This is a genomic window from Lichenihabitans sp. PAMC28606 (assembly GCF_020616535.1).
In the GTDB taxonomy this organism is placed as follows: Bacteria; Pseudomonadota; Alphaproteobacteria; order Rhizobiales; family Beijerinckiaceae; genus Lichenihabitans; species Lichenihabitans psoromatis.
Genome location: NZ_CP085136.1, coordinates 606,278 through 618,667 on the forward strand (window position 1 = coordinate 606,278; position 12,390 = coordinate 618,667).

Consider the following 12,390-nt stretch of genomic DNA (forward strand, 5'->3'; position numbering starts at 1 on the left):
TTGGCCGGGCTTTTTCATTTGGCCATTGCAAAAAGCCTGAATCGCGTGGCAATGCTCGCCGCATGCAAGCCTCAACCCTTTTGACGCCCGCGCCGACAGGCGATCGACCGGCGCCCCGTATCTCGTTCGTGTCGCTCGGCTGTCCCAAGGCGCTGGTCGATAGCGAGCGGATCATCACGCAACTCCGCGCCGAAGGCTATGAACTCACCAAGAGCCATGCCGGGGCCGATGCCGTCATCGTCAACACCTGCGGGTTCCTGGATAGCGCCAAGAAAGAGTCGCTCGAGGCGATCGGGCTCGCTCTGGCCGAGAACGGCAAAGTGATCGTGACCGGCTGTATGGGGGCGGAACCCGAAAACATCACGGCGACGCATCCGAACGTCCTGGCGATCACCGGCCCGCAAGCCTACGAGAGTGTGATGACGGCGGTCCGGTCTGCTGCGGCGCCGCTGCACGACCCGTTTCTCGATCTGGTGCCCCCACAGGGCGTAAAGCTCACCCCCCGCCACTACGCCTATCTGAAGATTTCGGAGGGTTGTAACAATCGCTGCTCCTTCTGCATCATTCCGAAGCTGCGGGGCGATCTCGTCTCGCGCCCCGCCGCGGACGTGCTGCGCGAGGCCGAGAAACTCGTGGCCGCCGGCGTCAAAGAGCTGCTGGTCATCTCGCAGGATACCAGTGCCTACGGGCTTGATCTCAATTTTGCCGAGAGCCGCTACAAAGACCGGAGCGTGCGGGCGAAATTCTACGATCTCGCCCGTGATCTCGGCCAGTTCGGCGCCTGGGTTCGCCTCCACTATGTGTACCCCTACCCGCATGTCGACGAGGTCATCGGCCTCATGCAGGAGGGTCTGGTGCTGCCTTACCTCGATATTCCGTTTCAGCACGCTTCCCCGAAGGTCCTGAAGGCGATGCGCCGCCCCGGCAACCACGAGAAGGTGTCGGCGCGCCTGCAGAAATGGCGCGACCAGATGCCGGATTTGTCGGTTCGGTCGACGTTTATCGTGGGATTCCCCGGAGAAACCGACGAGGATTTCGAGTTCCTGCTCGAATGGTTAACCGAAGCGAAGCTCAGCCGGGTCGGCGCGTTCGTCTATGAGCCGGTCCGTGGCGCGTCGTCGAACGATCTCGGCCTGCAGCATGTGCCGCCGGACGTGCAGGCCGACCGGCATCGCCGCTTCATGCTGCATGCGCAGAAGATCAGTTCGGGCTTGTTGCAGAAAAAGGTTGGTCGGCGGTTCCCGGTCATCGTCGACAAGTCCGGCCCGAGCGTTGCGGAAGGGCGGACGCAAGGCGATGCGCCGGAGATCGACGGCAAGGTCTATTTCAGCTCGCGTCGTCCGGTCCGCGCGGGCGACATCGTGACGGTCAAGATCGAGCGCGCCGACGCCTACGATCTTCACGGCATTGTCGTCTAGCCTCAGCAAAAAGGGCGGCCTCTCGGCCGCCCTTTGATTTGATCCGCCGTGGTTAAGCGATCATTGCGGGATTTTGTCGTCAATTCCCTTCACATACCAATTCAGGCCCAGGATCTCTTTGTCGGGAAGCGACTCGCCGTCTTTCACTGCGACGGTTCCGTCCTGCTTCGTGATGGGGCCCTTGAAGGGGAGCAGCTTGCCGGACTTGATCGCCGCTTCGGTGTCTTCGGCCATTTTCTTCACGTCGTCGGGCATGTTCACGTAGGGGCCCATCTTGACCATACCGGCATCGAGCCCGCCCCAGGTGTCGTGCGACTTCCAGGTCCCGTCCATGACCGCTTTGGTTTCCTGAACGTAATAGTCGCCCCAATTGTCTTCGATCGAGGTCAAAATGGCTTTAGGGGCAAAGCGGCTCATGTCGGACGATTGCCCGAACCCGAGCTTGCCGGCCTTTTCGGCCTCCTGAAGCGGGGCAGCGCTGTCGGTATGCTGCGCAATGATGTCAGCGCCTTGCGCCAGAAGCGCCTTGGCGGCGTCCGCCTCCTTGCCCGGATCGAACCAGCTATTCACCCAAACGATTTTGACCTTCATGGTCGGGTCGATCGATTGAGCGCCGAGCATGAAGGCATCGATGCCGGCCACGACTTCCGGAATCGGGAAGGACGCGACATAGCCGACCGTATGGGTCTTCGACATCTTCGCTGCGATTTGGCCGATAATGTAGCGGCCCTCATAGAATCGAGCCGAGAAGGTCGACAGGTTTGGGGCGCGCTTGTAGCCGGTCGCGTGTTCGAACTTGATGCCCGGAAAGGATTTGGCAACCTTGAGTTCAGGCTCCATGAAGCCGAATGACGTGCCGATGATCAGCTGATAGCCGCTGCGCGCCAATTGCTCGAATGCGCGGGCGCTATCGGTCTCGGCAACATTTTCCAGAAACGTCGTCTCGACTTTGTCGCCGAGCTGCTTCTGGAGGTACTGGCGCCCGAGATCGTGCTGATAGGAATAGCCAAAATCACCGACCGGGCCGACATAGACGAAGCCAACCTTAACCTTGTCGGCCGCCACTGCGGCGCCCGTCACCGACACGGACAATGCCACGGCCGCCACGGTTCTGAACCAATTGATCATCTGTCTCACCTTCTCTCTCGAGCCAATCGACGGTCGGATCTGGCGCTGTCGCCAGCCTCGGTCGTGGCCGAATTGCGCCACGAAGGTTGCAAAAACCGGACCTCTGGACAAGCGGCATCCGATCGAGACCGCATTCAGCGGTCGGAGATGAAGGGCATTCCCAGCATGGCGGGGGCGGCCGCGCCGCGTCGGTTGCGCCAGGACAGGACGATCAGCGCCAGCACGGTGGCGGCATACGGCACGGACGATAGCAATTGTCCGGGAAGCCCGATGCCGAAGGCTTGGGCATGAAGCTGCAAAACCGTGGCGCCGCCGAACAAAAGCGCGCCACCCAAGACGCGCCAGGGACGCCATGACGCGAAGACCACGAGCGCCAGAGCGATCCACCCGCGCCCCGCCGTCATGCCCGGTGACCAGAACGGCGTATAGGCGAGCGAGAGGTATGAGCCCGCAAGCCCCGCGCAGCCACCGCCGAACAAAACCGCTAACAGCCGAATGCGACCGACCGACAGGCCGAGCACATGGGCCGAGGTGTGGTTGTCGCCCACGGCCCGCAGCGTCAGTCCGGCACGGGTTCGGCCGATGAAACAGGCCACGAGGGCGATGAGCGCGATGCCGGCATAGACGAACAGATCCTCACCGAAGAACAGCCGACCGATGATCGGAAGATCGCTCAAGCCGGGAATCCAAAGCGCTTGCGCGGCGGTGCGCTTCTGCCCGACGAAGCCACTTCCGATGAGGCCCGACACGCCGATCCCAAAGATCGTGAGCGCGAGACCCGAGGCCACCTGGTTGGCCGCCAAACCGATCACAAGAACCGCGAACAGGGCCGCCATCAGCACGCCCGATGCTGTGCCGGCCAAGGCTCCCAACACGGTCGAATCGGTCATGTAGGCGACCGCGAAACCCACAGAGGCGCCGACGATCATCATGCCCTCGACCCCGAGGTTGAGCACGCCAGAGCGCTCCGCCACGAGTTCGCCGACCGCTGCGATGAACAACGGTGTGGCGGCCGTCACGATCGTGACCAGCACCAGTTGAACGATATCCGGGTTCATCGGGCGATCCTCATCGTGCTGCCCCGGTGACGATCCGGACGCGGTAGCGGGTGAAGACGTCGGCCGCCAGCACGCACATCAGCAGGATGCCCTGAAAGGCGCTGGTCAGATCCAGCGGCAGCTTCATGGCAACCTGTGCGCCTTCGCCGCCAATGAATGTCAGGGCGAGCACGAGGCCGGCCAGCAGAATGCCGAACGGCGCGAGACGGCCGAGAAAGGCCACGATGATGGCCGTGAAGCCGTAGCCCGGCGAGATCGAGGGCTGCAATTGGTTGATTTGGCCCGAGACCTCGATGATGCCGGCGAGTCCCGCCAAGCCGCCCGAGATGGCGAAGACCGCCAGCGTGATGGTCCGCTCACTGAAACCTGCGAACCGCGCGGCTTTCGGCGCGGCCCCGAACAGACGCACCTCATAACCGAACATCGTCTTGGCCAGAACGACCGACGCGATCAGCACGGCCGCGAGCGTCAGCAACACGCCGGCATGAAGCCGGCCTTCGGCGATCAGCGAGGGCAAAGTGGCTTCCGGATCGAATGTCACCGAGACCGGGAAGTTGAAGCCTTGCGGGTCGCGCCACGGGCCGCGCACGAGATAATCGAGCCCATAACCCGCGATATAGACCAGCATCAGGCTCGACAGGATCTCCGAGACGCCGAGCGTCACCCGGAGTATCGCGGGGATCATGGCATAGAGCGCGCCACCTACGATCCCGAGCAGCATCATGGCGGGGAGGATCCACCAGCCGCCGAGGCTCTGCTGGTAGGCACCGTCATGCGTGGCCAGCGCCAGCCAACCGCCGAGCGCGCCGCCGACGATGAATTGTCCCTCGGCCCCGATATTCCACAGATTGGCGCGAAAGCAGAACGATAGACCAACCGCGATGAGGATCAGCGGCGACGCCTTGACGGCCAGCGCCTGGAGCGACCAACTCGCCGACAACGGATCGATGAAATAGACCGAGAAGGCCTGGACGGGCGATTTGCCGAGCAGCGCCACGACGACACCGCCGATCGCGATGGCGAGCAACAGCGCGACGACGGGAGCGGCAATCGAGGCCCATCGGCTCGGTTCGGCGCGCGGCTCGAGATCAATGCGCATGGAGGCTCTTCGTCGGTGTCGACGCGGGCTCAATCGATGCCGCGAGCCCTCCCATCAGCAACCCGATCTCTTCCCGGGTGGTGCCGGCCGCGGGCCGCAGGGCCGAGAGGTGGCCGGCATGGATCACGGCGATCCGATCGCAGATCTCGAATAATTCATCGAGATCTTGGCTGATCACGATAACGGCCGCGCCCCGCCCTGCCAGATCGATGATGGCCTGCCGGATCGTCGCGCCGGCCGCAGCGTCGACGCCCCAGGTCGGCTGATTGATGATCAGCACGGCGGGTTCGCGCAGGATCTCGCGGCCAACCACAAACTTCTGCAGATTGCCGCCCGACAGCGTTCGCGCCATCGGGTCGGCGCCGCTCTTCCGTACATCGAAGACTTTGCCGATCCTGATCGCGAGCGCACGGGCCGCAGCTCCCAGAATGAAGCCGCCGTTCGACACGCCCCCGGTCGAATGGCGGGTCAGCACCACATTGTCGGACAGCGAGAAGATCGGCGCGGCCGCATGTCCGTTGCGTTCCTCGGGCACGAAGGCGGCATGCCGACGTCGGCGCGCCGTCACACCTTCGAGACCGACCGGCGCACCATCGATCGTGATCGCATCGGCTGATCCCGCGAGGCGCTCGCCCGAGAGGACCTCGAACAATTCGGATTGACCGTTGCCCGCTACGCCCGCGATCCCGAGCACCTCGCCTGCATGGACTGCGAGATCAATGGCGACGAGATTCGTGCCATGGAGATCTCCGGCGAGAGACGACAGACGATGAGTCGCGAACCGCACCGCGCCCTCGTGACGGTCAGATGCGGGCCGCACCTCGGCAATCTGGAACCCCACCATCATGGCCGCAATCGAGCGTGCGGTTTCCCGTGATGGATCGCATGTCCCGACGACCTTGCCGTGACGCAGAATGGTGGCGCGATCGCAGAGCCGGCGAACTTCGTCGAGCCGATGAGAAATGTAGAGCAAGGCCCGGCCTTCGCGCTTCAATCGCTCGAGGGTGCCGAACAACCCTTCGGCCTCCTGCGGGGTCAGGACCGAGGTGGGTTCATCCAGGATCAGCAGCTTCGGATCCTGCAGCAGGCACCGGGCGATCTCGATCCGCTGACGCTCGCCAGCCGAGAGGGTCCAGACCGGCCGGCTCGGATCCAACTGAATCCCATAGCGGTCTGCCACCTCCGCGATGCGGTCCGCGACGCTATCGAGCTTTGCACTCTTTGGCAGAACGAGCGCAATATTCTCGCCCACCGTCAGGTTCTCGAACAGCGAGAAATGCTGGAAGACCATGCCGATACCAAGTGCGCGAGCCTCTTCCGGGCTCGCCAGGGTGATCGGCCGTCCCTGCCAAAGCATGACGCCCTCGGTCGGCTGTAGCACCCCATAGACCATCTTCACGAAGGTCGATTTGCCGGCGCCATTTTCGCCGACGAGCGCATGGATTTCGCCTCCGCGCAGGTCGAGGTCGATCCCGTCATTGGCCGTGAATGTGCCGAAGCGCTTGACGAGACCGCGCACGGACAACAAGGGCATTTGGTCGGCGGACGCGACGGTCATCGGCTGCGCTTCGACTGGGTCAGGCAAGGAGGAGCGTTGCGCGGGCGGTGAGTTGGTTTCGGCGGATCTCGACTCGTTCCACCCGAACGAGGTCGACGGAGTCACGAACGTGGATTGCCTTGACCATCGAGCCTCGCCGCCGTCCGCTATCGACCAAACACCTGCACCGCCAATGCAGCATAGTGAGGTTTACGCGAGATCCGCAACGGGATGCTGGCTCGATTCACACCCGCCGCAAGACGTCGATCCTGTAGTCGGCATTGCGCTCGGCCTTGAGGATCGACACGGTACCGGCCAGCGCCTGAATGAGAGCGTCACTTGCCTCCCCGCTCCCGATAGCCGAGCGCTTCTTCCCAAGCCAGTGCACCAGCACGACGTCACCGCCGGGAGCGAGACTCTCCCGAATCCGACCGGCTAAAACGACGATGTCGCTGGCTCCGAGATAATCAATCACCTCGGACATAAGAATGAGATCGAAGGGTCCGGCTGGCCAGTCGCACGGCACGAACATGGACGCAAAACGGACCCAGGGGGTTTCAGCATTGCGCTGGCGCGCTTGGTCGAGCGCCGCCTCGACCGGCTCGATGCCCAGAAGGTCGTCACAGCGGACCGCCAGCGCGGCGGTGAGAACACCGATCGAACACCCGACATCGAGTCCACGCGCATAACGCGGCTGCGGCAGAGACGCGATTGTTGCGGCATATTTGGCGCGCTCGTAATCGCTCGTGGCGAAGCGCCACGGATCGGGATTGCGATCGTAGAGCTGTTCGAAATGCGCCAAATCGACAGTGTCGCTACGCATGCCGCATCCTTGAGCCCGATCGATCGACTGCCCGAACAACCCGTCGTCAGAACGACAGCAGCCCCGATGCGACCGTATGAAGGGTCGTCAACACGGCGGCTAGCACGAAAGCCTCGATGACACCCAGGATCACGCTCATACGCCAACTTCCTTACGCTACACAACGAACGAGCGGCAGCCGAGGGGCTGCCGTTTTAGCATCAGACGTGCGGGCGAGGCCCGCCTTGAGACAGGATCGACAACCCTACCAGGTGCTGTTTTCGATGACGCCGCGGCTCGTCAGCACGACCCACGACCGGCCGCGCCGCTCGATCGAGCGGATTTCGCCCGCACCCGGCAAGAACTCGCCCGGCGCGATCTCGCGCAGGCCGCCGCGGCGCGCTTCGACCAGCGCGAGCCCATCGTAAACATCACGCACCACCCAACCGTCGACCGTCGGCGGCTTCATCGGCAAGGCGCGCGGATCGTTGGCCGCGACCACAGACACGTCCGGCTTCGGCGGCGTCTTGGCGACTTGCGTTTTGGTGGAGGGGACAACGCTGTCCTGTTTGGTCGGGAGCGGAACATAGGCTGCGGCAGCCTGTGCCGTGCTGGCCGTCCGCTGCGGCGCCGTGACGGGACGCGGCGGGGGCGCGACCGGGATGGTCCCCGTGGGTGTCGGCGAGGCGACCTGCCGCTCGATGCGATCGAGCCGATTGGTGACGTCGGCAAGCTTTTGGCTTGCGTCGGGCGTCTTGTCCTTCGGGTCGCGATCGAGCTTGTCGAGCCGCGCCATGATCTCGGCGAGTTTCTGGCTGGGATCGCGCTCCGGCTTGTCGAGCTTGGATGATAATTGGGCCAAGGTCGCGCCATCGTTGGCGCGGCTCTGCTCGATCTCCTGACGGAGGCCTTCGACGCTCTTCTTCAGGCCGCGGATCGTATCCTCCTGCTTCGAGGCATCGGCGGTCGTCCGCAGCGTATCGACACTGCCTTTCAGGCGGCCGATCTCATCCTGCAAACGATGCAACACTTGCGCGGTCGCGTCGGGGTCGGCGGCTTTCTGGGCGATCATTGAAGAGGCGGCGGAGGAGCGAATGCTCTGCACTCCGAAGGCGCCTGCCCCAATCGCGAGCAGAAAGCCGGCTGCCCACACTCCATGGTGAAAGCGAAAGACAGGCGCCGTCGCGGTCGCGGGAACGAAAGGGATCAGCGCGGTGCCGACCTCCGCTCGCTCGGACGCGGGACCTTGTTCGGAAGCCTTGGCCTTGTCTCCGTCGTTCCGTTCGGAAGCCGGGTCAGAGCCCATTTTAAACTCCTGTGTCAGGTTTCGTTCACCACTTTGAGAGGAAGACATTCACGATGCGTTATCCTTACGCGTCTGTTGCCGTCCCGCTTTGAAACAGAACGATGTCGCCTCACGGCATGCCGTCCCATCTTGCGGATGGCTGCGCGCCGGGCCATGGTCCACCTGAAACGTGGCCGAAAAGGCGGGCGTCTCCGGCGGATTTCAGCCATATCGGAGGCGTCGAACAGCAAAGGGGAAACGCATGATCACAGACAGCTTCGAGGTGCTCGATGCTCGTTTCAAAAAGCTCGTTTTCGGCAACGTGCATGTGGAAAAGCTGTGGACAGGTGGTCGCTGGTGCGAAGGGCCGGCCTATTTCCCGGCAGGCAAATATCTCGTCTGGTCCGATATCCCGAACGATCGTGTCATGCGCTTCGACGAGACGGATTCCTCGGTGTCGACCTTCATTGCACCATCGCTGAATCAGAACGGCCATACGGTCGATCGCGACGGTCGTCTGATCTGCTGTGAACATCGGGGACGATGTCTGTCCCGCATCGAGCATGACGGCTCGCGCAAGGTGCTGGTCGATACGGTCGACGGCAGCAAGCTGAATTCTCCGAATGATGCCGTGGTGAAGTCCGACGGGACGATCTGGTTCTCGGACCCGACCTACGGGATCGACAGCGAGTATGAGGGCGATTTCGGCAAATCGGAACTCGGCGTCAGCCACGTCTACCGTTACGATCCGCGTTCTGGCGCGACCAACGCCGTGACCGAGGATTTCGTTCAGCCAAACGGGCTGGCGTTCTCACCGGACGAGAAGCTCCTGTACATCGCCGATACGGGCAGTTCGCACGTCGAGGACGGGCCACGCCACATCCGCGTCTTCGATGTGGACGGTGATCGCTTGATCAACGGCCGCCTGTTCGCGACCTGCGAATATGGCATGTTCGACGGCTTCCGCTGCGATACAGCCGGCAACGTCTGGACCTCGGCCGGCGATGGGGTGCACTGCTACGCACCGGACGGAGCCTTGATCGGCAAGGTCAAGATCCCGGAGGTCGTCGCCAACCTCTGCTTCGGCGGCCCGAAGCGCAACCGCCTCTATATCTGCGGGACGACGAGCCTTTATTCCGTGTTCGTCAACGCGCAAGGCGCGGTCTGGCCGCGCTGAAACGCCAGCGGGGGAGCGCCGTGTTGCGGTTCTCTCCCGCGCGTCGCCCGATCAGCGCGTGACGCGCTAAGCCACCATTGCGGCAAGACGGACCTGCTCATGCGGGTGATCGATCGGCTCGGGCTGGCGCAGGCGAGCCACCGCCGCCGCAACCCGCCGCTCCACCATCCCCTCGATCGGCCGCGCCGCAGCCGCGACTGCGCGTGCCTCGTCCAGCTTGCCGTTGCAGTGAAGCAGGATGTCGCATCCGGCCAGCCGCGCCTGCTCCGCGCGTTCGCCCAAGCTGCCTTTCAGGGCTTCCATCGAAAGATCGTCGCTGAGCAGCAGCCCGTCGAAGCCGATCACACCGCGAATGATCTGGTCGATGACGCGAGCCGATGTCGTGGCAGGCCGGTCGGGATCGAGCGCCGTGTAGACGACATGCGCCGTCATCGCGATGGGAAGGTCCGCGAGTTGGCGGAACGGCTCGAAATCATGCTGGTCGAGTTCATCACGATCGGCCTCGACGACTGGCAGCGACAGGTGGCTATCCACCCCAGCCCGCCCGTGGCCCGGCACGTGTTTCATGACCGGCAGTACGCCGCCGAGCAGAAGGCCTTCGGCAAAAGCGCGGCCAAGGCGTGCCACGGTCAGGGGATCGGCCGCAAAAGCACGATCGCCGATGACGTTGTGGCTCCCCGGGACCGGGACGTCGAGAACCGGCGCGCAATCCACCGTGACCCCAACATTTCGCAATTCATGCGCGATCAGCCGGGCGCCGAGTTTAGCGGCCTGGGCGTCGCTCTCGCTGCCGCACCCCTCATAGCGGCTCGCTGCCGGATAGTCGGGCCAGAGCGGCGGACGCAGGCGTTGAACGCGGCCGCCTTCTTGATCCATCAGCACGGGCGCCTCGAAGCGGCCCACGACACTGCGGAACGATGCCGTCAGCCGCGAGACCTGCTCCGGCGTATCGACGTTGCGGCGGAAGAGAATCAGCCCCCACGGCTGCGTGTCGGCGATGAATCGCTTTTCATCGTCGGTGAGCTCGAGGCCGGCACAGCCGCACACAAATCCAAGCGTCATGCGCGATGGCCCGTTCTGAAATATGAGGATAAAAGAAAGCGAGCCGCCAACGCGTGATCGACGCGCGGGCGGCTCGTTCGTCGTTCAAGGCGTCGGATCAGTTCCGCACCACGAAACATCCACCGCCACCGGCGGTCAATTTCGTGCAGAGGGACTTGGCATCCTCCTGCGAAAGATTGCCGACGCGGATGCGATAGACCGATTTGGCGCCGAGATCGGCCTTATGGATCGCCGGACGATACGACCCGAGTTGCGCCGCATATTTTTTCTGAAGGCGAGCGACGGTCTCACGCGCATCCTGCTCGCTCGGCGGGGCACCGAGTTGCACGGCATAGCCACCGCCAGCGCCGGTTGCGGCTGGTGCCGCATCATCCGCTGGGTCGACGGCCGCGACTTCCGTTGGCTTGGGTTTCGGCGCGCGGACCGGAGCGGCAGCCTGCCGGGCCTTGGGACCTGTGGACGATGCGTCGGTCGCGGTCGTTCCGGTTGTTCCGAGGTCGGCGACCTCGACCGGACCCTTTGGCGTCACCGCTGCGGCGCGCGTGGTCGACTTGGCTTTCGCGGGGGCAGAGGCCGGCGTTTGGGCGGCAGGCTGGGCCTGTCCGGATTGGGACGGCGGAGCCTGATCCTGACCGGCGAGCGGCAGCGACGTCTGCGGATCGAAGGCAAGGCTTGCCGGCTGGTCGTAGCCGAGCCCCGTTGCGGCCCCGAGCCGGGTCGATGCCGCAAGGCTGTCGGCCGGATTGGTGATGATCGTGCCATCGGGCCGGACCATCACGGTCTTGACCTTCTTGGGCTCTGGGAACGGGCTCGAGGCCTGCGGTCGGGCATCGTCAGGCTGTGCTGTCTTGACCGCCTGGGCGAGGTCGACCGGCTGTTCGGTCGTATTGACGACTTGAGCGGTCGCGGTCCCATCGCCCTTGTTTTTGTCCAGCAACGTGCTGTTCTCGGACGCCGCTTCCGCGTCCTTCGCCGAATTATCCGGCTGAACTTTGCTCGGTCCCTCGGCCGCCATAATGGTCGGCGCGGCGGTGCCGACATTGCTGCTGGCTTGCGCCACACCTGATGGGCGCACCAGGAAGCTCGCGGCGAGACCGCCTCCCGTCAGAAGGACGACGGCCGCCAGGACGATCAAGGTTCGCCGCGACGATCCAGAGACGGGCTCCAACGCGTCGCGCGAGACCGACAGTCCGCTCATGTCGCCGCGTTGCTGCGGTGCGATCCGCCCCTCGGCCCAGGCATCCGGACTCTGCTCGATGGGGCGCTGGCCCTCTACGGAAAGGCGCGGATAGGGCTGCGTCGCCCGGTTGTCGAGTACCGGCTGCGTCCCGGCCGGGCCATGTACCACGGCCGCGTCGTCCGGAGATCCCGGCTCTTCGCCGGCCTCGGTGGAGGCGCGATAGTCAGCCTCGTCATCGAGATGGTCGGCGGCCGCGTAAGGATCGTCGTGGCGCGCCACATCATGCCGATAGGGATCGACAGGCTGGGCCTGCGGCGCGACGACAGGGCGCGGTGGCTCTGTCCGGGGCCGCGCGGCGGCCCCTCCTTGCGGGAACACACCGCGGAACGGGTCCTCCTGCCCGACGAGACGAGCGAGCTCGGCCAGGGGGTCTTGTCCAGACGATGAGGGTTGCCCCACCATCCGCATGCGCCGCTCGAACTCGTCAGCACCGCCGAGGGTCCGGGAAATTGCGGGCGTGTTACTCATCATACACCTCGCGTTACGATCGCCTTGGCGACATGCGTCATCTCGTGTCACCAAAGGATTGGGCCGCACTCGCCTTCGAGAGTGACGAGCCAGCAGACCGCACAGCGATGTGACGA

Annotated in this window: 10 protein-coding genes; 2 read left to right on the top strand and 8 right to left on the bottom strand. The window is 64.1% G+C overall.

Annotated elements, in window-relative coordinates; genetic code table 11:
* Nucleotides 1–62 precede the first annotated feature (62 nt).
* On the top strand, nucleotides 63–1,418 hold the full coding sequence (gene rimO, locus LGH83_RS02885; RefSeq protein WP_227400532.1) for a 30S ribosomal protein S12 methylthiotransferase RimO: 1,356 nt from the start codon (nucleotides 63–65) through the stop codon (nucleotides 1,416–1,418).
* A gap of 60 nt (nucleotides 1,419–1,478) precedes the next feature.
* On the opposite strand, the gene LGH83_RS02890 is transcribed toward rimO, so the two are convergent.
* The 6 genes from LGH83_RS02890 to LGH83_RS02915 form a co-directional block, all read right to left on the bottom strand.
* Entirely contained in the window at nucleotides 1,479–2,546 is a 1,068-nt protein-coding gene (locus LGH83_RS02890; protein WP_131117068.1) for a BMP family ABC transporter substrate-binding protein, read from the bottom strand.
* Between the two features lie 134 nt (nucleotides 2,547–2,680).
* Nucleotides 2,681–3,604 carry an ABC transporter permease gene (locus LGH83_RS02895; RefSeq protein WP_227400533.1) on the bottom strand — a complete coding sequence of 308 codons (924 nt, stop codon included), beginning with the start codon at nucleotides 3,602–3,604 and terminating at the stop codon, nucleotides 2,681–2,683.
* Between the two features lie 10 nt (nucleotides 3,605–3,614).
* Entirely contained in the window at nucleotides 3,615–4,703 is a 1,089-nt protein-coding gene (locus tag LGH83_RS02900; protein ID WP_227400534.1) for an ABC transporter permease, read from the bottom strand.
* A complete protein-coding gene (locus tag LGH83_RS02905) occupies nucleotides 4,693–6,261 on the bottom strand; it encodes an ABC transporter ATP-binding protein (protein ID WP_227400535.1) in 1,569 nt (522 codons plus the stop codon). The genes LGH83_RS02900 and LGH83_RS02905 overlap by 11 nt, the downstream gene beginning before the upstream one ends.
* 223 nt (nucleotides 6,262–6,484) lie before the next feature.
* Nucleotides 6,485–7,063: a class I SAM-dependent DNA methyltransferase gene (locus LGH83_RS02910; RefSeq protein WP_227400536.1), complete on the bottom strand. Its 579-nt coding sequence runs from the start codon at nucleotides 7,061–7,063 to the stop codon at nucleotides 6,485–6,487.
* Between the two features lie 244 nt (nucleotides 7,064–7,307).
* Nucleotides 7,308–8,348 (bottom strand): hypothetical protein, encoded by a 1,041-nt coding sequence (locus tag LGH83_RS02915; protein ID WP_227400537.1) that lies wholly within the window; start codon nucleotides 8,346–8,348, stop codon nucleotides 7,308–7,310.
* Nucleotides 8,349–8,589: 241 nt separating this feature from the next.
* Between LGH83_RS02915 and LGH83_RS02920 the strand changes: the two genes are divergently transcribed.
* Nucleotides 8,590–9,504 (top strand): SMP-30/gluconolactonase/LRE family protein, encoded by a 915-nt coding sequence (locus tag LGH83_RS02920; protein WP_227400538.1) that lies wholly within the window; start codon nucleotides 8,590–8,592, stop codon nucleotides 9,502–9,504.
* Between the two features lie 66 nt (nucleotides 9,505–9,570).
* Here the strand turns inward: LGH83_RS02920 and nagZ are convergent, their stop codons facing one another.
* Together nagZ and LGH83_RS02930 are read right to left on the bottom strand one after the other, a co-directional pair.
* Complete coding sequence (gene nagZ / locus LGH83_RS02925; protein WP_227400539.1) at nucleotides 9,571–10,566, bottom strand: beta-N-acetylhexosaminidase; 996 nt, start codon at nucleotides 10,564–10,566, stop codon at nucleotides 9,571–9,573.
* Nucleotides 10,567–10,663: 97 nt separating this feature from the next.
* Nucleotides 10,664–12,274, bottom strand: a complete 1,611-nt coding sequence (locus LGH83_RS02930) for an SPOR domain-containing protein (protein WP_227400540.1) — start codon at nucleotides 12,272–12,274, stop codon at nucleotides 10,664–10,666.
* Nucleotides 12,275–12,390 lie beyond the last annotated feature (116 nt).

What these genes read in the sequence shown, in the direction of transcription:
- rimO (WP_227400532.1), top strand. Translation starts at nt 63, where the DNA reads ATGCAAGCCTCAACCCTTTTGACGCCCGCGCCGACAGGCGATCGACCG.
- LGH83_RS02910 (WP_227400536.1), bottom strand. Translation starts at nt 7,063, where the DNA reads ATGCGTAGCGACACTGTCGATTTGGCGCATTTCGAACAGCTCTACGAT.
- LGH83_RS02895 (WP_227400533.1), bottom strand. Translation starts at nt 3,604, where the DNA reads ATGAACCCGGATATCGTTCAACTGGTGCTGGTCACGATCGTGACGGCC.
- nagZ (WP_227400539.1), bottom strand. Translation starts at nt 10,566, where the DNA reads ATGACGCTTGGATTTGTGTGCGGCTGTGCCGGCCTCGAGCTCACCGAC.
- LGH83_RS02890 (WP_131117068.1), bottom strand. Translation starts at nt 2,546, where the DNA reads ATGATCAATTGGTTCAGAACCGTGGCGGCCGTGGCATTGTCCGTGTCG.
- LGH83_RS02915 (WP_227400537.1), bottom strand. Translation starts at nt 8,348, where the DNA reads ATGGGCTCTGACCCGGCTTCCGAACGGAACGACGGAGACAAGGCCAAG.
- LGH83_RS02905 (WP_227400535.1), bottom strand. Translation starts at nt 6,261, where the DNA reads ATGACCGTCGCGTCCGCCGACCAAATGCCCTTGTTGTCCGTGCGCGGT.
- LGH83_RS02930 (WP_227400540.1), bottom strand. Translation starts at nt 12,274, where the DNA reads ATGAGTAACACGCCCGCAATTTCCCGGACCCTCGGCGGTGCTGACGAG.
- LGH83_RS02900 (WP_227400534.1), bottom strand. Translation starts at nt 4,703, where the DNA reads ATGCGCATTGATCTCGAGCCGCGCGCCGAACCGAGCCGATGGGCCTCG.
- LGH83_RS02920 (WP_227400538.1), top strand. Translation starts at nt 8,590, where the DNA reads ATGATCACAGACAGCTTCGAGGTGCTCGATGCTCGTTTCAAAAAGCTC.